Genomic DNA, 18,973 nt, shown 5'->3' with positions numbered 1-18,973 from the left:
ATCAGAAAGCGGGTCAAGCCATCACATCAAGCCCGGGAAGTACGACTGCGGCGAGACGACCGAGATCAGTCGCTCGCAAAAAAACGGTGGGTATTCTAGCCGAAACGCGGCCACGAATCATGTTTAGTGACAAAAATTAGCGTGACTGTGTGGTCTTTGATCAACCAAAGAGGTTGACCACATCCAGGCGGTGTGCCTGCTCCCCACCACGTTGCTGGCCGTCTTCCAGATTTTCGAAGTCAAACAGGCGGGTATCAGCCAATTGGGACGGCGCGATGTTCTGCACGGCCGCAAAGATATTCTCGATCCGTCCCGGCTGTTCACGGTCCCATTTCTGAAGCATGTCCTTGATCACCTGGCGCTGCAGGTTCTCCTGGGAGCCACACAGGTTGCAGGGAATAATGGGGAAATCCTTGAACCCGGAGAATTCGATAATGTCCTTTTCCCGGCAGTAGGCCAGTGGACGAATAACGATATTGCGGTTGTCATCGCTGCGCAGCTTTGGTGGCATGGCTTTCATCTTGCCACCATAGAACATGTTCAGGAACAGGGTTTCGACGATGTCATCGCGGTGATGCCCCAGGGCTATCTTGGTAGCACCGATTTCCTCGGCAAACCCATACAGGCTGCCACGCCGCAGGCGGGAACACAGGCCACAGGTGGTCTTGCCCTCAGGCACCTTCTCCTTGACGATGGAATAGGTATCTTTCTCAAGGATGTGGTACGCCACCCCTTCCCTTTCCAGATACTCAGGCAGGACATGCTCAGGGAAACCGGGCTGTTTCTGATCCAGGTTCACCGCAACCAGCTCGAAGTTCACCGGTGCCGAATGCTGCAGATTGCGAAGGATTTCCAGCATGGTGTAGGAATCCTTGCCACCGGACAGGCACACCATGACCTTGTCGCCCTCGCTGATCATGTTGAAATCGGCAATGGCACGCCCCACTTCACGTCGCAATTTCTTCTGCAACTTGTTGAGACGGGTCTTTTTCTTGGCTTCGACGCTGTCAGACATCAGGTGACCTTCATGTTGCGGATCAGTCGGCGGTACAGAGCGGGAGACCAGCGTTTTAGATAGATGCCAGCCTTTTCGCGGCCGGCGATGATAACCTGATCACGCCCCCGCTGCACGGCCTTGAGCAACCGTTCAGCGCATTCCTCTGCCGGCATGGCACTCTGCTGGGCGTCATCCATGGTGCCTTGAGCAGAGCCATCCGCTGTGAGCGCATTCACGGAGACCTGGGTTCGGACAAAGCCGGGCATCACCAGGGTCACACGGATACCGCTATCAAACTCCTCTGCACGCAGGGATTCGAAGAAACCGTGCAGAGCATGCTTGCTGGCGCTGTACACGCTACGCAGCGGCGTCGGCAGCTCCCCCACCAGGGAAGTAATCACCACAAAACGACCTCCGCCCTGCTCTCTCATCCAGGGCAGCACTGCCTTGGTCAAAGCCACAGTGCCAAAGAAGTTCACTTCCATGATACGCCGGTCCACTGCCAGAGCGGTATCTGCCACCAGAGAGCGCTGGGAGATACCGCCATTATGGATCATCAGATCCAGCCGCCCGAAACGTTCCCGCACGGCTTGCACCGCTGCCGGCATGGCCTCACTGTCCACCAGGTCCAGTGGCAGAATAAGGTGCTCTGTGGCATTCACCAGCCCGTCACGGACCCGTTCCAGCTCCGCTTCACGTCGGGCGGACAACACCAGCAGCGCCCCACGCCGGGCAAAGGATTTCGCCACAGCTTCACCAATCCCGGACGATGCACCGGTAATCCAGACCACGTTGCCAGCCAGGCTCTTGGACATGCTGCTCTCTCCCTGATTGCGAATATCGCAGAGAGTAATGGGAATCCAGGGGGAATCAAAGGGTTAGCAGCCGATCACGCGAATCCAAGTTCAAAGGCGGTTTTTCCACAGAGAACACAGGGTTCACTGAGGAAATGCAGACTGGCTCCCGTAGGAGCCAGCCTGCTGGCGATGATCGCTTGCTGGCAAGCTCCTACGGCTCTTTCACCCGGGTCTTCTCCGTGAACTCTGTGCCCTCTGTGGTTAAAACAGCCTTGGGGGCTTGTTACTTGAGCTCCCGCGACGACAGCCCCAGCAGATGCCGCGCAATGATCAGTTGCTGGATCTGCTGTGTCCCTTCGAAGATATCGATGATCTTGGAATCCCGGGCCAGTTTTTCCAGCAAGGTACGCTCGGAATAGCCCAGCTCACCGCACAGGGCCACACACTTGAGTGTGACATCATTGCCCATGCGTCCGGCCTTGGCCTTGCACATGGATGCCTCTTTGGAATTGGGCTGGCCATTGTCCGCCATCCAGGCCGCTTTCAGGGTCATCAGACGGGCCGCTTCCAGCTCGGCCTCCAGCCGATAGAGCTCCAACTCCCGGGCGGTGGAGTTATAAGGCTGTTTCGAGAAATCAGCCTTAACCCCTTCTTTTTCATATATTTCCCGGGTTATTTCCAGCGCAGCACGAGCCACACCCAGCGCCATGGCCGCCACCTGCGGGCGCGTGTTGTCAAAAGTCTGCATCACCCCGCCAAAGGCTTTCTTGCGGGCCTCCTCGCTGTCGGCAATGTCCGGGGAGCCAAGGATATGATCCTTGGGAATGCGGCACTCATTCAGGGAAAGCGCAGCGGTATCCGACACCCGCAGCCCCATTTTGTCCTCAACACGTACCAGCGCCATGCCCGGATTGTCGCGAGGCACAATGAAGGATTTGATTGCCGCCTTGCCCAGTTTTTTGTCCAGCGTTGCCCAGACCACCACGGCGTCGCAACGTTGCCCGCCGGTACAGTAGATTTTTTCCCCGTTGAGCACCCACTCATCACCTTCCAGACGTGCAGTGGTGCTAATGGCGGCAGAGTCAGAGCCGGCGCCAGGTTCGGTGATTGCCATTGCGCAATACAATTTGCCGTACTTTTCTTTCTGCTCAGCTGTCCCAACGGCTGTCACAGCCGCATTGCCCAGGCCACTGCCGGGAATGGAGAGCATCAGGCCAACATCGCCCCAACACATGGCTTCCACGCCCATGATGCCCATCATGTTTGCCCCGTTGCGTATCTCATCAGAGGCACCGGCCTTGTCTTTCGGTCCGCGGCCCATGGAGGCCATCATCTGTGCCACCGGTTTCAGTTCTTCCGGAGTATCACAATGCTCAATGGCATCGTATTTACGGGAAATGGGACGAAATACGCCGCTGGCCAGCTGTTGTGCCATCTGTTGGACCTGGGTCAGTTTTTGCGGAAGTTCCAGATTAATCATGATACGAGTCCTCTCCTTACACCATCAGGCTGCCGTTGAGCACAGCCAGGCTGCGCAGATTGCGGTACCACATTTCCAGCGGGTAATCGCGGACAAAACCCGCGCCACCAAACAGCTGGATACCATTGGTTCCGATGATCATGGCCTTTTCCATGCACTGCAGATGGGCCAGATAGGCTTCCTGATAGAATGGAAGCCCTTGTTCTGCGCGACTGGCGGCGCGCAGCATCATCAGCCGCATCCCTTCAATCTCGATGGCGATATCTGCCACCATGAACGCCACCGATTGCCGCCATGCAATGGGTTCCCCGAAGGCCTTCCTCTCCTTCACATAGGGGATGGCGTAGTCGAGCACCGCCTGGCAGCAGCCCACTGCCAGAGCGCATTGCCCGATCCAGGACAACCCAAGTAATCGACCCAGATCAAATCCGGGCAAACGGCTGGAGGCAGGTACCATTACGTTTTCCAGAGTCAGCGTGCAAAGCCCTGCACTGCGCAAGCCCATAGTCGGCTCGGGACTGACGGTCACACCCGCTGTATCGGCAGGCACCATGAACGCACCCGGCCCTTCCCCGGTTCCGGCAATCACAAGGAAACATTGGGCAGATTGACCGGCGGGCACCAGACTCTTCACACCGGTAATTTCCACGGTGTCCCCCTTGGTACTCGCGGTCGTTTCCAGCTGCCCCGGCTCAAAGGTTGCCCGAGGCTCAACCAGGGCGATGGCCGCCCCCTGCCATTGCTCACCGGCCAGCCCGGGCAACCACTGCTCTTGCTGGTCTTCATTGCCAAAATCCATCAGCGCATTGACCACGGCCATGGGCTGGAGTGCCGCCAGCGCATGGGACAGGTCTCCACTGCCCAGGTCTTCACAGGCCAATGCATTGGAGAGCGGGGAACGTGGCAACCCCACCCCACCCAGCGCTTCTGGCACAGGCATCAATGACAGCCCGAAGTCATGAATGGCATTGACCAGCGTGGGCTCCAACCGGGCTGCGTCATCAGCCTCTCTGGCCTGTGGCATTAGCGAATCGCGTATAAAGCGCTGCATGTTCTCGCGGGTAATGCGTTGTTCTTCATTCAGCGTAAGGTCAAAAAGCTCTGTCGACATGGCACCCTCTTCCTGAAGTTGTCTTGCGGTAGGCGCGCTCCCCGGATCACCGGACGGACCACCAATCAAACGTTTGTTTGAAGCATCACTTCATCATCATCAAATGTCTACACTGTGTCACCTGATGTCACTACTCCCTGTCAGGAACTGAATTCATAAAGGAGTTAAGATAGACTCTTGATGCCTCTATCAAAAAATCAACAAGGCAAAAAACATTCGTGTTTACCCTGATACCAGAGCAACCCCATGACCGCGCTGTCCGCCTCCGCCGACAATTCATGGCGCTGTATTCCTACTGCCTGCTCTGGTTCGGCACCTTCATGGGTGTTGAGCTCACCGCGTTCGACCCTGCGACGCCCCATGTGAGCATCTTCTGTCTGCTGTTTGGCGTGAATGTGGTTTTCTATGTACTGCTGCGGACGGGTTATAGTGAACGCTTCCGCGATCCCAGTCTGACCGTGGCCCAGATGATTACCGGCATTTTGGCAGTGACCGCAGTGCTCTATTTTTCCCGTGAGCTGCGTGGTGCCATGCTTAGCATCTATCTGATGGTCATGACATTTGGGGTCATTTCTCTGGACCGCAGGCGGCTGTTGTGGATGGCCGTTTTTATCCAGGTCAGCTTTACCCTGCTACTGATCGGTGAAGGCATCTTTGCACCGCAACAGGTGATCTTCTCCTATCAACTGGGGCACTGGTTCATCCTGGGGCTGGTGCTGGCGTCGTTCGTATACGTTGGCGGCTATATACACAATCTTCAGAGCCGTGTGCGGGAACAGCGAGAGCATCTGCGCGAAGCGCATGACCGGCTCTTTGCCATAGCCGTGCGGGATGAGCTAACAGGCCTGTATAACCGCCGATACTTTCTCGGTCGTCTTGAAGAAGAAATGTCCCTGGCCTCCAGGAGTGGCTCCAGTCTGCATCTGGCCATTATCGACCTGGATCACTTCAAACAGGTCAACGATACCTACGGGCACCCGGCTGGCGACGAAGTCATACGCCGTTTCAGTGCGGTTGCCAGCGTGGGCCTGCGCCGTTCCGATATTCTGGCGCGCTATGGTGGCGAAGAGTTCGTGGTGCTATTTCCCCACGTTTCCAGTAAAGCCTGCGTAGCAGCACTGGACCGCCTGCGTGAAGAATTCGCCACCCAGAAATATCCCTTCGCGGAGACACTGCGCAACACCTTCTCTGCCGGTGTGGTTGAATATCATCAGAACGAATCCGCCCGGGATTTTACTCGCCGTGCCGATGAAGCCCTGTATCTGGCCAAGTCTAATGGCAGGAATTGCGTGGTAAAGGGCTGACGCACGCGGTCAGAAGCAGTACCCTGCCGGCCGACCAGCCGATATGTTTGCCCGCCAGGAGGGCCCAATGTCAGAAATCACCAACCCCAGCCTGAAGAACACGGTGCGCAGCCACTTCGCATCGCAAGGGGAAGACGCACCCACGTGGACCGAAATCCACGGCCTACTTTGTGCTCTGGCGGTGGGTCCGGTGAGACAGGTGGATTATGCCGAACTGCTGGAAATGGACGTCCCTGAAGACGTGGCGACGGCCATGGAGAAGCTGCGTCAGCGGCTGACCACCCAGCTGCTGTCTGGTGACCCCATCAATCTGCCCTGCCTGCTGGACCCTTATCAGGAAGATGATGGCCAAGACCTGGCCAGCTGGTGCGCCGGCTTTATGAGTGGTGTTTTCGAAAATGAGGCTGACTGGTACGGGGACGACGAAGAGCAGACCGTGGACCTGATGCTGCCCTTTATTCTGATTTCAGGCATTGATGATGATGAAGCCCTGGATGAACTGTGGCAGAACACCCAGGTAGTCAGACAGATGGCCTTGAGCATTCCTGATTTGCTGGAGGAATTCTTCCTGCAGTTTCACGGCCCTGACCAGGGTGACGAAGCAGAGTAATACGCTACTCAGAATTGCGGGGAAACAACGCCCTTTGGGGTTTCCCGCTTGGTGAGCCCCCTGTCTCCACGCCAGACACTCGACGCCAGATGCCTGATGCTGGAACAAAGCGAACTACTACAGACGGTTATCCCGATAACGGACCGGGAAAGCAAGAGCGTACGAGATCCCCTGTTGTTGTGGTTTTAATCGTCAGGCATCAGGCATCCAGCGTTACTCACTATCTGAACTCAGGGAAAGGTGGCTGATATCCGGCACCTTGGCTTCCTCCTCCTTTTTCTTCTGACCAAGATCCTCACCTACCCCTGCCATGGAAAGGTGACTCACGTCCGGTGCGGGCGGCGGTGGCGCATGCTCACTGTTATCCATATCCTCACCCACATCCGCCACACTGTAAGGGCCTGAAAAGCCTGTACCACCGGTACGAATGGTGCCCACGGTTTCCAGATCATCACCGCCTTCAGTGTTGCCAGCGGCCTCTGTGGGCTCGGCAGTTGCTGCTGTAGCGTTTCCAGCAGAGGGGGCAGCTGAAGGTGCCTCAGGGGCTTGTGGCGCCGGGGCAACCGGTGCCGATGGAGCATTCTCGCCCAGAGGTTTGAGAACACACTCCGCACCAGCCTGTTTCAGGGCGGCACGGAACTTCATGGCCGTGGCCTGATCGGCATCTTTCTTCAGTACCACTGGCTGTCCGGAAAACAGCTTCCCCACGCGTGCAGCATCCATTTTGAACAGCCGCCCCAGATTGGCTTTGACGGTATCCGGGTCAGCGCCTTTCACCAGCTGGCCGGCAAAAACAACATGGTAACGGGCTTCGCTCATCACGGATTCCTTCTACTCAGTGCCGGCAAGACCGGCACACAGGGTTATTAATTTATATGACTGGCGGAGAATTCAGCCAATGCCAGGATGGTTCGCGACGGGTTCAATCCCAGGGATCTGGGCACCATGGCACCATCAATGACAAACAGATTGGGATAGTTGAACACCTCGCCCCGGTAATTCACAACGCCCTGTTCCACAGTATCGGCCATATTACAGCCGCCAAGCGGATGCGGCGTGATCAAGTCCTTGAACAGTTTCCAGGTGGCCGGTGTGGTGGGGTCCCCGCCGGTGGCTTTGGTCAGGGCCAGGTGTCGGTCGGCCAGCCCCTGTACCGCCTTCTCCGCCTTCCGATAGTCCCAATTCAGTTTCAGCGTGTCCTTTTTCCATGGCCAATACCAGCGTCGGCCCAGATAAAAGCGACCACCGGGCTCATCCATGGCCTGACCAAACCAGGGCATGATGTTGGCAAACGGATCGCTCCTGTCTCCATACCGCAGCATGGCATTACCCAGGCGGGTCCGGGCAATGACCGAACTCTTGCCCATCGCCTCGAGCCAGTTGCCAAGCACATCGGGGATGCCTCCATCCTCCACAAAATAGCGCGCGCCACCGTCGCTGCCATCCAGATAGTCGATTGCGCTGGAAATGGTGGGGCCACGGGTGGGAGAAATAACCCGATCCTCGTAGCTGGCCGGTGTGGCAAAGTCCCCGTTACAGGTCCAGTTCTCACCCAGCCTTCGACTCATTTTTGGCAACGTCCGGTACTGGTCACGACAGCGCAGCAACAACTCGGTGGAACCCACTGAACCGGCCGCAACCACCACTTTTTCGGCACGGAAAACCCGCCAACAATGACCGTCCAGATCCCTTGCCCGCACCTCATAACCCCCGCCGGCCAGCGGACGGATAGTGCGCACATGATGCAGCGGGCGGATCTCTGCCCCGGCGCTTTCTGCCGCCGCCAGGTAGTTCAGATCCAGGGTATTCTTGGCCTGAACAGGACAGCCCAGATCACAATTGCCACAATGGGTGCAGGTGCCCTGCTGCTTGCCCTGGGCATTGACCCAACTCTTGCTGTGGCGGTAATCGTAGGGGTCATCGTCCATATCCGTGGACCAGTCCGGATTAAAGGTGACAGCCTGGTCAACCATCCGGAAACGATGACCGTCTCCCAGCGCTTCTGCTGCCTCTTTCATCAACCGTGTGCGAGGGGTCCACTGGTTATCCGGCAGCGGCTGCACATTCATCATCACACCGGCAGTATCGTAATGGGGCTTGAGTGCCTGGTAGCTGATTGCTTCCGGCCAGCCGTGCTCAAACGTCTCGGGGGTGGCCTCGATGCTTACATTGGCATAAATCAATGATCCGCCCCCAACACCGGCGCCCATTGCCACACTCATATCGCCAAAGTAACGAAAATCGATCCAGCCGTTCTGCTTTTCCGGCTCTTTTTCATCCCACAACCAATGCTGCTGACTCACGGAAGGATACTCGGAAGACAACCAGCGTCGCCCCCGTTCCAGTACCACGACCTTGCTTCCCTTCTCAGCCAGTCGGCAGGCCATGACTGCACCGCCAAAGCCACTGCCGACTACCAGGACATCCACTTTTTCCATGTTTTCCCCGAACTTATTATTTGCGCCCGCTTCATTGCCGAGCGATTTTAATCATCAATTTGCACTATAAAATCTGCGCTCAATCCTGTCTATTTTGGCAACATTCCAGTACTCTTCGCGTCACATTTTTTCGCCTTCTTGCTGCCTACTGCCCTGCCCCATGGAACAGATCGACTTTGTCACTGCTGAAGAACAGGAACGCCCGCGTAAACGTGCTGCAAGCAAAGTCAGTGTCGCAACAGGACCGTCAGGCAAAGCCTCTCGACAGGGCGCTGCCCGGGAAGGCTATCGCCGTCTCACCGCCGATATCCCTGCGGACCTTCATAAACGCCTGAAGATGCAGGCCTTGATGGAAGACCGCTCCGTCACGGAACTGATTGTCCAGGCAGCAGAAAGTTTCCTCCGTAATCGCGACTGACTCTCCCGCGGATCCTGCCGTCATAACACTTTCATCCCGTTGTCACCTTCCCGTACCGGAGGGACAGCAGCATGGTCATACATCGTCCATGGAGGTTCGATATGGCTGCCGATCTGTTCCTGCTTGCCTGCGCGGTAGTTGCCGCTATCTGTTTTCGGTTTCTGTTTCGTCACCTGCCACAGGAACGCTGGCAATTTGTGGCGTCACTGCCTCTGAAGAAAAACCCGGACGGGTCCTGGCGAGGTCTGAATCTGACCTTCTATGGCTTGTTCACCGGACTTGCCGGTGGCATCGGGGTGGCGACTTTTATTCTGCTTACCGCATCCGTGTCGGTACCCTTGACCACCTCCCTCCTGCTCACGCTCGGAGTGCTTTCAATCTGCCTGCCAGCCGCCAAGATCATCGCAACGGTGGTAGAAAAGAACCGTCATGGCTTTACGGTCGGCGGTGCCAGCTTCGTGGGCATTCTCATTGCACCCCTGTTTCTCTGGGTTGCTGACCTTCTGTGCCAGCATTACTGGGGCCTGGCCTTACCGGTATTGCCCATGCTGGCGGCCATGGTCATTGCCTATGTGATTGGTGAAGGTATCGGCAGGCTAGCCTGTATCAGCTTCGGCTGCTGTTATGGCAAACCCCTGGCGCAATCTCCCCACTGGGCCAGACAATGGTTTGCCACCCTGCACCATGTGTTTATCGGCAAGACCAAGAAGATCGCCTTTGCCGGGGAGATGGAGGCCGTCAGGGTCATTCCCATTCAGGCAGTCACCTGTGTGGTTTACACCGCACTGGCGCTTGTCAGCGCCGCGCTGTTCTTTCATGGGGAATTTGGACTTTCCTTTTCTCTGGCACTGATTGGCAGCCAGCTGTGGAGAGCCTGGTCGGAAACCCTGCGCGCAGATTATCGTGGTGGCAGCAAGGTATTTTCTGCCTATCAGGCCATGGCAATGTTCGCCGCCGTCTACGGCATTGCCATCACGCTAATGATGCCGGCCCATGGCGATCTGACACCGGATCTGGCCACCGGCCTGAACGCCCTCTGGTCCCCGGGTGTGATTCTCAGTCTGCAGCTGGTGACACTAATCATGTTCTTCTTCTCCGGCACCAGCACCATTACCACGGGAGAGCTGCGTTTTGGCCTGGCCGAGGACTGGCGCACCCAGGCGGGATGTGAAGAGAAAAGCTGCAAACACACAGAAAATGCCGCCGCCTGAAAGCAACAAGCTTCAAGCTACAACGCGTCCAATAATCTGCCGGGTTCAAGCATAGCTACCCGCGCACATCGACTGGGCGCGGCCTCCACGCTTTCACAATCCTCCCTCACTTAACCCGCGCTGCAACTTGTAGCTTGAATCTCACAGCTCATAGCCCGCAGCTCATAACTGGAACTTAAACCAACGCCACCGCTTTGACCTGTGCAAACAGGGATTGCCCCACCGTCAGCTCCAGTTCCCTCACAGAGCGAGAAGACAACCGGGCCAGCAAGATCTGTGACGCCATGGACAGCTGTACCAGATGCTGGCCCGCCCCCAACGGGCTCAGGGCCTCAATGGTAACCGGCAGGCTATTGAGAATACTGGTTCCACCCGGTGGCTGGAGACACAGGCTGACATCCCGGGCGGCTATACGCAGTCTCACTGAACTGCCGGATTGACGGGGATGGGCTGTGGGCACCAACACCGCCGTCTCCCCTACCAGCACAGTCTGAAGATGGTCTCCGCTATCAAAATCTCCGCACTGGCCAAGTAGCAAGGCAGTGGCATCACTACGCTGGGCCAGCGGGCCATTTAATGATGACAGCGCCTGACTGACAGGCCCCTGAAACACCAGTCGTCCCTGGTCCATCAGCCACACCTGATCAGCCAGTAAAAGCAGCTCGTCCAGGCTGTGCGTCACATAGAGAATGGGCACGTTTTGAGACACTGACTGAATCATCGCCAACAGACTTTCCCGATGGGCAAGATCCACCGCAGAAAGCGGCTCATCCAGTAGCAACAGGGCCGGATTACCAGCCAGAGCCCTGGCCAGGGCAACCCGCTGTGCTTCTCCGCCGGACAGGGTGTCCACATGTCGGTCCAGCAGCGTCTGAATACGCGTCTCCTTGATGATTGCATCCAAATCGGATGCCCCGCCCCGCCGTCTGCGGACATAATCCAGATTGCCCTGCACGCTGAGATGGGAAAACAGGGTTGGCTGTTGTAGCAACATGCCAAGCGGGCGCTGCCACACCGGCACCCGGGGACCCTCAGGCTCTTCCTGCCAGCAATGACCGTCGAAACGGATCGTCCCTTCACAGGGTGTCAGCCCGGCCAGCATGTTCAGCAAGGTGCTTTTACCGGTACCGGAGGGACCGAACAGTACAGTGATACCCGTAGCGGGCAGCTGGCCTGCGGCTTGAACAACGAAGTTGCCCGCTGTGCCGGTGACCTGAAACGCCATACTCACAGCCAGCCTCCTGCGGCACGGCGCCGCTGCCAGCGAAACAGCCACCACAGCAACAACAGGGATACTACTAGCAGGACACCCGCCAGGCGGTGGGCATTGCCATAGTCTCCGGCCTCAACATGCTCATACAGTGCAACCGACGCCACACGGGTTTCTCCGGGCAGACTGCCGCCGATCATCAGCACAACGCCAAATTCTCCCAATGTGTGGGCAAAGCCGAGCACCCCGGCCGTCAGATAACCAAGCCGGGCCTGGGGCAATACCAGACTGAAAAACCGGTCGCGGGGGCTGGCGCCACACACAGCGGCCATGGAAAGCTGATCCTGGTCCAGCGACGCAAAGGCATTTTTCAACGGCTGCAATACAAAGGGCAGTGAGTACACCACAGAACCGATCACCAGCCCTGTAAAGCTGAAAGCCAGAGAACGAAGCCCTGACAGCTGGCCAAGCCAGCCGCCCGGTCCATGGGGGCCAAGGAAGATCAACAGATAGAATCCCAATACCGACGGTGGCAGCACCAGCGGCAGTGCCAGGGATGCTTCAACCAGTGACTGCCCCGGCCAGCGATGACGGGCCAGGGACCAGGCCAACGGCGTACAGATCAGCAGCAGGATGACCACTGTCACCAGCGCCAGTTGGACACTGACCCAAAGCGCCAGCCAGTCCGCATTACTCAGCATCGGACACCAGATAACCGTGTTGTCTGATAATCGACCTGCTCTCTTCGCTGAACAGGAACTGATAAAAACGGGCAACATGCTCATGGTCAGTGAGCTGAATGGCCTGTTGGTTGATGCCCGGATAATCCGTCACCGGAATCTGCCACAGTGCCCCAGACTGTTCGCGCACCTGGCTGTAGGCCACAAAGGCGGCAGCGGCGGCGCCACTGTGTGCAAAATGATAGCTCTGGCCAACATTTTCAGCCTGCACCAGGCGCACCGAATCAGGGAGTGCCAGTTCATCCAGCACATAACGGGCAGCAAGCCCATAGGGCGCGGTGCGCGGGTTCGCCAGTGCCAGCGGCTGAACCTTGCCGCTGCGCAACGAGGCCGCGCTTAGATCCTGACCAGCAAGGGGCGACCACAGCACCAGGACCCCGCGGGCATAGCTTCTCACACTGCTGGCGATGCCGAACGCCTCTTCAGCCAGTTCACGGGGTCGACGGGCATCAGCCGCCAGAAATACATCATAGGGGGCCCCCTGCCGGATCTGCGCTGCCAGTTTTCCGGTGGACGCCACCGTCAGGGCGATGTCGGTTTCAGGATGGCGTTGCTGATAGTGGGCGACCATTGCTCGCAGTGGCTGAACAAAGTTGGCTGCCACCGCAACCTGAATGCTGGTGGCATGGCTGGCCCCGCTCACGCTGGCCAGCAGAAGACACAACAACAGACGCATCAGAACCTCTCTCGAACGGATCGGCTCAGTCTAGGTGAGACACCCGGCAGTGTCAGGCTTTTCCTGATTCCACATCTCGCGGATTCTGCCCGCGGTGTGCCTGGCCTCTCGCACGGGCCAATTCAATCTGTTTCTGGCGCTCGGCAAAGCGGGCCTTTTGTTCGGGGCTGGATTCATCAAAGCAATGGGGACAGGACACGCCAAGTTGAAACTGATCGGATTGCTGGTCTTCTTCGCTGATGGGGCGACGGCAGGCATGGCACTGATCGTATTCACCGGGATTGAGATCGTGATCCACAGTGACCCGCTCATCGAATACGAAGCACTCCCCCTCCCACAATGAAGCTTCTTTCGGCGTTTCTTCCAGGTACTTGAGGATCCCGCCCTTGAGGTGATAGACCTCTTCAAAACCCTGCTCCTTGAGATAGGCCGTGGACTTTTCACAGCGAATGCCACCGGTGCAGAACATGGCCACTTTCTTGTGTCTGGCTGGATCCAGGGTGTCCTTCACGTATTGCGGGAACTCGCGAAAGGTTTGCGTATGGGGATTGATGGCCCCCTTGAAGGTGCCCACCTCCACTTCATAATCATTGCGCGTATCAATAAGGATGGTGTCCGGGTCGCTGATCACCGCATTCCATTCTTCCGGAGACAGGTAAGTACCGACAGTGCGGTTGGGATCAATACCCTCAACGCCCATGGTGACGATCTCCTTCTTCAGCTTCACCTTGGTGCGCAGGAAGGGGTGTTCATCGTGGAAAGATTCCTTGTGTTCCAGATTTGCCAGCCGTGGGTCTGCTCGCAGCCACGCCAGAACCCTGTTGATACCGGAGCGCGGGCCCGAAATCGTGCCGTTGATCCCCTCACTGGCCAGCAACAGGGTGCCGCGCACATCCTCTTTCATCATCAGTGCGAGCAGGGGGTCGCGGAGCTGTTGGTAATCGTCCAGCCCGACAAATTTGTACAGGGCTGCCACGACAATACTGTCTGCTGTTTCCACAGAATGACGGTTACTCACTTGCCAACTCCAATCCGAATCTGAAATCACAAATCATCACATTACCAACCGGCCAGGGGGGCACAGCGTAGCCGTCAGCGTTGGCCAAATTCCGGGTCGTGCTTGCTACCACCCAGACAATCCGGGGACTGCGCCACCTCGCCGCCCAGGGCTTTCCATTCATCCAGGGTATGGGTATGCAACGCCAGTGCATGCACTGGGCCGGCCAGTTCGTCTGCCAGAAGCTGATACAGCATCTGGTGCCGTCGCACCGGCATCATGCCGGCAAAAGCATCACTGACCAGCACCAACTTGAAATGGGTTTCTGAATTGGCCGGCACACTGTGCTTGTAACTTTCATTTTCCAGGGATAAATGGGCCACGGGTACAGCATCCCGGATCTTGCTCTCAATCTGCTCAGCGACAGCCATGGACTCACCTTGGGGGTTGGAACATTAAAACCACAACGCCCCGCCACAAGCAGACGGGGCGCGTATTCTACGCCTTTTCGGCCTTAACAGGAATGTCAGCCGACGGCTGGCGGCAACGGAATGATGCGCTCCCAGAGCGCCTCACCTGCAGGGTCAAGCAGCTGGGAGAGCGCCTCACCGGGGCCGAACTGCTGTACCTGACGAGCGTCTTGCCAGCGAGGCCATGCGGGATCCTCTCCGTGGGCAAACCGACCCCACACGGCCATCACCTGCTCGGACAACGCCCTGGCCTCATCACCGCCACCGGTGAAATACACGCCCGCCGGCGTATCGGTCACACCGAAAACGAAAGGAATATCCACCACATGGCAGGCGCCCAGTGGCAAGCCGAAGGGGGTACTGGGCCAGGTAAACTGGAACCCCCAGCAGGCAGCATTCTGCCCACTTTGTGCATCAAGCAGGCGAAGCGTAGGCACCCTGAACAGTCGATCAGACTCCATCGCCGCCAGTCGATCCAGCTCACACCGTTGCGGATGCGGGCTGACGGTTTCCCGGTAATAGGTATTCGCGGCCTCCCCCTGCCCCGGCAAGCCCCGTTCGAATCGACGTAACAATTCTGCTTCATCAATCTCGCGCAGGGACGCCATGGTGGTTTGCCCGGCCAGCACCCCCCCATACTGGAAAAAGGTATATTCATCGGCACAGACCCCGGCCAGTAACCGCTTGTCACGGGCCGCCCTCTTCGCGATGGCGTCGATGGGCAGTTCCGGCAGCAGCTCCCCGTCCACCACGGGCAGGAAATTCATGGCGAACTGCGGTGTGCTGCTGCGCAAGCCCCTATTGACCAACACTTTCACGGTGGCGTTCTGCGCCCTGATCCAGTCACGGTCACTGCAATCTTGCAGACGCGACCGGGCACTTCCCTCGCCGGGCAGTGCCGCCACCATGGCAGAGGCCAACTTGGCGGCCTCTTCTCTGCAAAGCGCAAAATCGGCAGCGCCCGACTGAACAATGGCGCTATGGAACAGATCGCTGGCCGCAGGACAGGCAAGCAGGGAACACACACTGAAACCACCGGCAGACTCGCCGAACACGGTTACTGCATCAGGGTCACCGGCAAAGGCCTCGATATTGTCTGACACCCATCGCAGTGCCGCCACCTGATCGCGCAGACCAGCATTGGTGACCGCCTCCAGATCCGGCGCCACTGAGCTGAAATCAGCAAATCCCAGGGCGCCAAGACGGTAAGCCGCATTGACCACAACAACCTGTTGACTCCGCGCCAGAGCGGCGCCGTTATACAGCGCCTGTGAAATAGAGCCGGACAGGTAACCTCCGCCATGAAACCAGACCATGACGGGAAACGGACCCTCGCCTTCCGGGCGCCAGATATTGAGGTACAGACAGTCCTGGCTGGATTCATTCACGCCCATAATGGGGTTATTCATCTGCAAAGACGCAAGCGGAAACTGATCGGCACGAAAATGGTCACAGCTATCAGGTAACGGCAACGGAGCCTTGAAACGCCGTTCTCCCACGGGCGCCTGGGCATAGGGAATACCCCGGTATTCAATAACACCCTTGTGGTGAAGCCCTTCGTAGTGCCCTTGGCGAATCTCTGCGGTCATGGATGCTCCTGAGAGGAAAATGGGTTAAGCGTTTGTTACTGATTCGTAACTGAATCCAGCTCATGTTTTATTGTTTGACAACAATAAATCTGACCCCCGTGAGCTGGCCTACACTTGCGTCGCCACTGTGTGGCACGCCAATCAATCTAAGGAGGGATACTTCAATGAGCAACACCGTAATTTCACAGTTCAATGAGCGCTACGAACAACTGAATACCGAAACCCGCGCAGCCGCTGAAAAAGTAGGCAACGCGTTGCGTGGCGCTGCCAAGCGTGTTGAACAATCCGGCACTGAATTTTTCGACACCCTGGTCAAGAGTGGTGAGAAGCGCCAGAAAGCGCTGACCAAGGCCACCAAGTCCACAGCCAAAAAAGCGGCAGACAAAACCTCCACCCTGGACGAGCTTCGCGGCAAATTGGCTGAAGCGCTGGGCCTGCCGACCCAGAGCGACGTGGAAGCACTCAACAAGAAGCTCAACTCCCTGACCCGCAAGGTCAACAAGCTGGCCAAGGACGCGAAGTAAGTCCGGCTCGGCAAGGATTGGCGTGGGGAGCAGCTTCTGCTCCCCGCCTTCCTGCTGATAAACACAACACAATGGTTGACTTGAGCGCTCTCCTCTCGTTATCTACTGCTCGGGATAACAACAAATCACGAGCTCATGCCCCGCAGTCACTCAACACTTCTCCAACAACGTACCGTCGCTCCCTTCTGGCTTGAATTCCTGCTGGATGCTGCCCTGCGCGCAGGCGTCGACCTGAGCGCCGCACTGATCGAGCTGGGCGTCAGCAATGAGGATCTGGAAAACCCCCAATCGCGCATTACCATGACAGTGGAAGACCAGCTGATACGGCTGGCCCTGAAACAAAGCGAAGATCCCCTGTTCGGTTTGCACATGGGCGAAGCCATTCGACCACGCTTCATGGGTGAACTGGGCTATGCCAGCATGTCCAGCGCCACCCTCCGTGATGCCATTGAACTGATGATTCCGTTCATGAAGGTAACCACTGAATATGCCAACATGCGCTTTGAGTGGCAGGACACCAACCTGTGGCTTATCTGGGACAGCGACATGGAATCCCTGCCCACCTACCCCACGCGTATCGATGCGAATTTCGCCGCCGCCATTACTTTCGGGCGCTGGATTCTGGGCCAGAATTACAATCCTGAAGCCATTCACTTTCGCCATGCCCCCCAGGGCGATGCCGGCGAATACGAGCGCATATTCAATTGCACAGTTACCTTCGAGCAGCCCGAGAACGCCATTGTCCTGAGCAACGAACTCCTCGATCTGCCCCTGCGCGATGCGGACCCGGATGTGCACAAGCTGGCGCGATCACGCATGCAGCGGGCGGTGACCCAGTATCACGCCCGTGACAACCTGCTTGATCAGGTGCGCCTGGAAATACAGAAATGCTTTCAGCAAGGGGTCCCGCAACTGGAACCCATTGCCGATGAGTTGGGCGTTAAACCCTGGACATTACGCCGTCAGCTTCGGGCAGAGAACACGGACTTTTCCAGTTTGCTCGAGGAAGAGCGCCGTCGCCTTGCCTGTGACTGGCTACTACACAGCCAGCGTTCAGTGAACCAGATTGCCCTGGATCTGGGTTATTCCGAGCAAAGTGCGTTCAACCGTGCCTTCAAGCGCTGGTTCGGGATTACGCCCATCAATTATCGGGAACAGGGGCGCGACGCCCCACCCCCGGTATGACGCCCACAGCCTGAGTCTGGGTGGGGTAACAGAGGTGCTGGAAGCCTCCCTCGCTCAGGCCAGACTGGCAGCACCGCGCCAACGACGCTTGCACTGCCCCAGAGTGTAACCACGGGAAAAGCCCTCCACCAGAGTCTCCCCAAGCGAGCCTTTCAGTATCGGCACCGAGAGGGGTAGCAAGCCATAGAACAGCGCTGATAGCTGACGCACCCTTGCCAGCTCATCACGCCACTCTTCCAGCAAGCCCGGGTAATCCTGTGGCGAACCGGACAGAATTGCCTCGGCCGCAAGCTGACCGCTCAACACCGCACCGTAGATCCCCTCTCCCAGCAAAGCCTCCGTGCAACCCGCCGCGTCGCCAGCAAACAGAATACGTGCCTGCATAAGACGCACCCCGGGTAACCAGGTGCCCAGGGGGAAACCGGAGACCTTGTGCGGTTTCACGCCCAGTTTCTGCAGACAGTATTGATCCAGTGCCTTGCGGTCTGTGGCTGCGAGACCATGCTTCCAGATGTAGAGCCCCACATTCACATGGTCTCCCTTGGGAAACAGCCAGCCGTAGCCACCCTTTATGGCCTGAAAATCCAGGGTCATGCCGGGATAATGGGTCAGATCCTCTCGCTTGATATGGCCCTCGATGGCCATGGCTCCTTGCCAGGCCCGTTCACCGAGAAGATGGCGAACCCGACTGTTGGCGCCATCAGCCGCGATCAGGTAATCGGCCTGGTAGCTCTCCCCCTCACGGGTAGTCACCGAAACCCCGGTGTGGTCCTGACGAACACGCTCGATACCCCGGGTAAGTCTGAATTCAGCCCCCTGCTCTTGCGCCTGGGACAAACAGTAGGCATCCAGTTCGCTGCGTTCTGTCATCACGCAAAACGGATCGGGCGCTTTCAAGGCCCCTGGCTGCCGCGGGTAACGGCTGATGTGCAACGTATCGATGGTTTCACGGGCCACCGGCGCGATGGAAAACCGGTAACGGTTGAGCGTCTTCATGGTCACGCCGCCGGCACAGGGTTTCCCCGCACCCGCCGCCCGGGACAGCACCAGCACACGCAGTCCAGCAGCGGCCAGATCCCAGGCAGCGGCACAGCCTGCCTGGCCCGCCCCCACTACCATTACATCCCAGGTATTCATATTCCTCCTTAGGAGTTCGTGCGATTAGTCGCCGGCTCCTTTATAATGCGCGCCGTTCGGACCTCTGACCCATGCACAG

General features: G+C 57.7%; 19 protein-coding genes. 6 read left to right on the top strand and 13 right to left on the bottom strand.

Annotated elements, in window-relative coordinates:
• Positions 1-160: 160 nt before the first annotated feature.
• From ttcA to HF945_RS07280, 4 genes are all read right to left on the bottom strand, one after another.
• Positions 161-1,015: a tRNA 2-thiocytidine(32) synthetase TtcA gene (ttcA, locus tag HF945_RS07295; protein WP_290525085.1), complete on the bottom strand. Its 855-nt coding sequence runs from the start codon at positions 1,013-1,015 to the stop codon at positions 161-163.
• Positions 1,015-1,812: an SDR family oxidoreductase gene (locus HF945_RS07290; protein WP_290525084.1), complete on the bottom strand. Its 798-nt coding sequence runs from the start codon at positions 1,810-1,812 to the stop codon at positions 1,015-1,017. Before HF945_RS07290 ends, ttcA begins: the two co-directional genes overlap by 1 nt.
• 265 nt (positions 1,813-2,077) lie before the next feature.
• Positions 2,078-3,274, bottom strand: coding sequence for an acyl-CoA dehydrogenase family protein (locus tag HF945_RS07285; RefSeq protein ID WP_290525083.1), 1,197 nt, complete (start codon positions 3,272-3,274; stop codon positions 2,078-2,080).
• 16 nt (positions 3,275-3,290) lie between these two features.
• Positions 3,291-4,385 carry an acyl-CoA dehydrogenase family protein gene (locus HF945_RS07280; RefSeq protein WP_290525082.1) on the bottom strand — a complete coding sequence of 365 codons (1,095 nt, stop codon included), beginning with the start codon at positions 4,383-4,385 and terminating at the stop codon, positions 3,291-3,293.
• A 278-nt stretch (positions 4,386-4,663) separates the two neighbouring features.
• Here HF945_RS07280 and HF945_RS07275 point away from each other — a divergent pair, with 278 nt between their 5' ends.
• Positions 4,664-5,689 (top strand): GGDEF domain-containing protein, encoded by a 1,026-nt coding sequence (locus HF945_RS07275; RefSeq protein ID WP_290525081.1) that lies wholly within the window; start codon positions 4,664-4,666, stop codon positions 5,687-5,689.
• Positions 5,690-5,756: 67 nt separating this feature from the next.
• Positions 5,757-6,299: a YecA family protein gene (locus HF945_RS07270; protein WP_290525080.1), complete on the top strand. Its 543-nt coding sequence runs from the start codon at positions 5,757-5,759 to the stop codon at positions 6,297-6,299.
• 213 nt (positions 6,300-6,512) lie between these two features.
• On the opposite strand, the gene HF945_RS07265 is transcribed toward HF945_RS07270, so the two are convergent.
• Both HF945_RS07265 and HF945_RS07260 read right to left on the bottom strand, forming a co-directional pair.
• Complete coding sequence (locus tag HF945_RS07265; RefSeq protein ID WP_290525079.1) at positions 6,513-7,118, bottom strand: hypothetical protein; 606 nt, start codon at positions 7,116-7,118, stop codon at positions 6,513-6,515.
• Positions 7,119-7,165: 47 nt separating this feature from the next.
• Positions 7,166-8,737 (bottom strand): GMC oxidoreductase, encoded by a 1,572-nt coding sequence (locus HF945_RS07260; protein WP_290525078.1) that lies wholly within the window; start codon positions 8,735-8,737, stop codon positions 7,166-7,168.
• Positions 8,738-8,897: 160 nt separating this feature from the next.
• Between HF945_RS07260 and HF945_RS07255 the strand changes: the two genes are divergently transcribed.
• Both HF945_RS07255 and HF945_RS07250 read left to right on the top strand, forming a co-directional pair.
• On the top strand, positions 8,898-9,155 hold the full coding sequence (locus tag HF945_RS07255) for a hypothetical protein (RefSeq protein ID WP_290525077.1): 258 nt from the start codon (positions 8,898-8,900) through the stop codon (positions 9,153-9,155).
• Positions 9,156-9,256: 101 nt separating this feature from the next.
• Complete coding sequence (locus tag HF945_RS07250) at positions 9,257-10,366, top strand: prolipoprotein diacylglyceryl transferase family protein (RefSeq protein ID WP_290525076.1); 1,110 nt, start codon at positions 9,257-9,259, stop codon at positions 10,364-10,366.
• A 175-nt stretch (positions 10,367-10,541) separates the two neighbouring features.
• Here HF945_RS07250 and modC read toward each other — a convergent pair whose 3' ends face one another.
• The 6 genes from modC to HF945_RS07220 form a co-directional block, all read right to left on the bottom strand.
• Positions 10,542-11,591, bottom strand: coding sequence for a molybdenum ABC transporter ATP-binding protein (gene modC / locus HF945_RS07245; RefSeq protein ID WP_290525399.1), 1,050 nt, complete (start codon positions 11,589-11,591; stop codon positions 10,542-10,544).
• Between the two features lie 2 nt (positions 11,592-11,593).
• A complete protein-coding gene (modB, locus tag HF945_RS07240; protein ID WP_290525075.1) occupies positions 11,594-12,277 on the bottom strand; it encodes a molybdate ABC transporter permease subunit in 684 nt (227 codons plus the stop codon).
• Positions 12,267-12,992, bottom strand: a complete 726-nt coding sequence (gene modA / locus HF945_RS07235) for a molybdate ABC transporter substrate-binding protein (protein WP_290525074.1) — start codon at positions 12,990-12,992, stop codon at positions 12,267-12,269. Before modA ends, modB begins: the two co-directional genes overlap by 11 nt.
• A gap of 52 nt (positions 12,993-13,044) precedes the next feature.
• The gene (locus tag HF945_RS07230) at positions 13,045-14,010 is read right to left on the bottom strand and encodes a rhodanese-related sulfurtransferase (RefSeq protein ID WP_290525073.1); all 966 of its coding nucleotides are present in this window, start codon (positions 14,008-14,010) and stop codon (positions 13,045-13,047) included.
• Positions 14,011-14,084: 74 nt separating this feature from the next.
• Entirely contained in the window at positions 14,085-14,420 is a 336-nt protein-coding gene (locus tag HF945_RS07225) for a BolA/IbaG family iron-sulfur metabolism protein (RefSeq protein ID WP_290525072.1), read from the bottom strand.
• 95 nt (positions 14,421-14,515) lie between these two features.
• Positions 14,516-16,048, bottom strand: a complete 1,533-nt coding sequence (locus tag HF945_RS07220) for a carboxylesterase family protein (RefSeq protein ID WP_290525071.1) — start codon at positions 16,046-16,048, stop codon at positions 14,516-14,518.
• A 164-nt stretch (positions 16,049-16,212) separates the two neighbouring features.
• Here HF945_RS07220 and HF945_RS07215 point away from each other — a divergent pair, with 164 nt between their 5' ends.
• Both HF945_RS07215 and HF945_RS07210 read left to right on the top strand, forming a co-directional pair.
• A complete protein-coding gene (locus tag HF945_RS07215; RefSeq protein ID WP_290525070.1) occupies positions 16,213-16,572 on the top strand; it encodes a phasin family protein in 360 nt (119 codons plus the stop codon).
• A 135-nt stretch (positions 16,573-16,707) separates the two neighbouring features.
• On the top strand, positions 16,708-17,757 hold the full coding sequence (locus HF945_RS07210) for an AraC family transcriptional regulator (RefSeq protein ID WP_290525069.1): 1,050 nt from the start codon (positions 16,708-16,710) through the stop codon (positions 17,755-17,757).
• A gap of 54 nt (positions 17,758-17,811) precedes the next feature.
• On the opposite strand, the gene HF945_RS07205 is transcribed toward HF945_RS07210, so the two are convergent.
• Positions 17,812-18,894 carry a geranylgeranyl reductase family protein gene (locus tag HF945_RS07205; RefSeq protein WP_290525068.1) on the bottom strand — a complete coding sequence of 361 codons (1,083 nt, stop codon included), beginning with the start codon at positions 18,892-18,894 and terminating at the stop codon, positions 17,812-17,814.
• Positions 18,895-18,973: the final 79 nt, after the last annotated feature.

The sequence above is a fragment of the Alcanivorax sp. genome (genome assembly GCF_017794965.1).
Classification (GTDB): domain Bacteria; phylum Pseudomonadota; class Gammaproteobacteria; order Pseudomonadales; family Alcanivoracaceae; genus Alcanivorax.
This window is presented reverse-complemented; position numbering and strand designations above follow the sequence as displayed.

Bases quoted from the DNA above. Each gene is read 5' to 3' on its own strand.
- HF945_RS07285 (WP_290525083.1), bottom strand. From the start codon at position 3,274: ATGATTAATCTGGAACTTCCGCAAAAACTGACCCAGGTCCAACAGATG.
- HF945_RS07255 (WP_290525077.1), top strand. From the start codon at position 8,898: ATGGAACAGATCGACTTTGTCACTGCTGAAGAACAGGAACGCCCGCGT.
- HF945_RS07270 (WP_290525080.1), top strand. From the start codon at position 5,757: ATGTCAGAAATCACCAACCCCAGCCTGAAGAACACGGTGCGCAGCCAC.
- HF945_RS07280 (WP_290525082.1), bottom strand. From the start codon at position 4,385: ATGTCGACAGAGCTTTTTGACCTTACGCTGAATGAAGAACAACGCATT.
- HF945_RS07265 (WP_290525079.1), bottom strand. From the start codon at position 7,118: ATGAGCGAAGCCCGTTACCATGTTGTTTTTGCCGGCCAGCTGGTGAAA.
- HF945_RS07220 (WP_290525071.1), bottom strand. From the start codon at position 16,048: ATGACCGCAGAGATTCGCCAAGGGCACTACGAAGGGCTTCACCACAAG.
- HF945_RS07250 (WP_290525076.1), top strand. From the start codon at position 9,257: ATGGCTGCCGATCTGTTCCTGCTTGCCTGCGCGGTAGTTGCCGCTATC.
- HF945_RS07205 (WP_290525068.1), bottom strand. From the start codon at position 18,894: ATGAATACCTGGGATGTAATGGTAGTGGGGGCGGGCCAGGCAGGCTGT.
- HF945_RS07275 (WP_290525081.1), top strand. From the start codon at position 4,664: ATGGCGCTGTATTCCTACTGCCTGCTCTGGTTCGGCACCTTCATGGGT.
- HF945_RS07210 (WP_290525069.1), top strand. From the start codon at position 16,708: ATGCCCCGCAGTCACTCAACACTTCTCCAACAACGTACCGTCGCTCCC.
- ttcA (WP_290525085.1), bottom strand. From the start codon at position 1,015: ATGTCTGACAGCGTCGAAGCCAAGAAAAAGACCCGTCTCAACAAGTTG.
- HF945_RS07260 (WP_290525078.1), bottom strand. From the start codon at position 8,737: ATGGAAAAAGTGGATGTCCTGGTAGTCGGCAGTGGCTTTGGCGGTGCA.
- modB (WP_290525075.1), bottom strand. From the start codon at position 12,277: ATGCTGAGTAATGCGGACTGGCTGGCGCTTTGGGTCAGTGTCCAACTG.
- HF945_RS07225 (WP_290525072.1), bottom strand. From the start codon at position 14,420: ATGGCTGTCGCTGAGCAGATTGAGAGCAAGATCCGGGATGCTGTACCC.
- HF945_RS07215 (WP_290525070.1), top strand. From the start codon at position 16,213: ATGAGCAACACCGTAATTTCACAGTTCAATGAGCGCTACGAACAACTG.
- modA (WP_290525074.1), bottom strand. From the start codon at position 12,992: ATGCGTCTGTTGTTGTGTCTTCTGCTGGCCAGCGTGAGCGGGGCCAGC.
- HF945_RS07290 (WP_290525084.1), bottom strand. From the start codon at position 1,812: ATGTCCAAGAGCCTGGCTGGCAACGTGGTCTGGATTACCGGTGCATCG.
- modC (WP_290525399.1), bottom strand. From the start codon at position 11,591: ATGGCGTTTCAGGTCACCGGCACAGCGGGCAACTTCGTTGTTCAAGCC.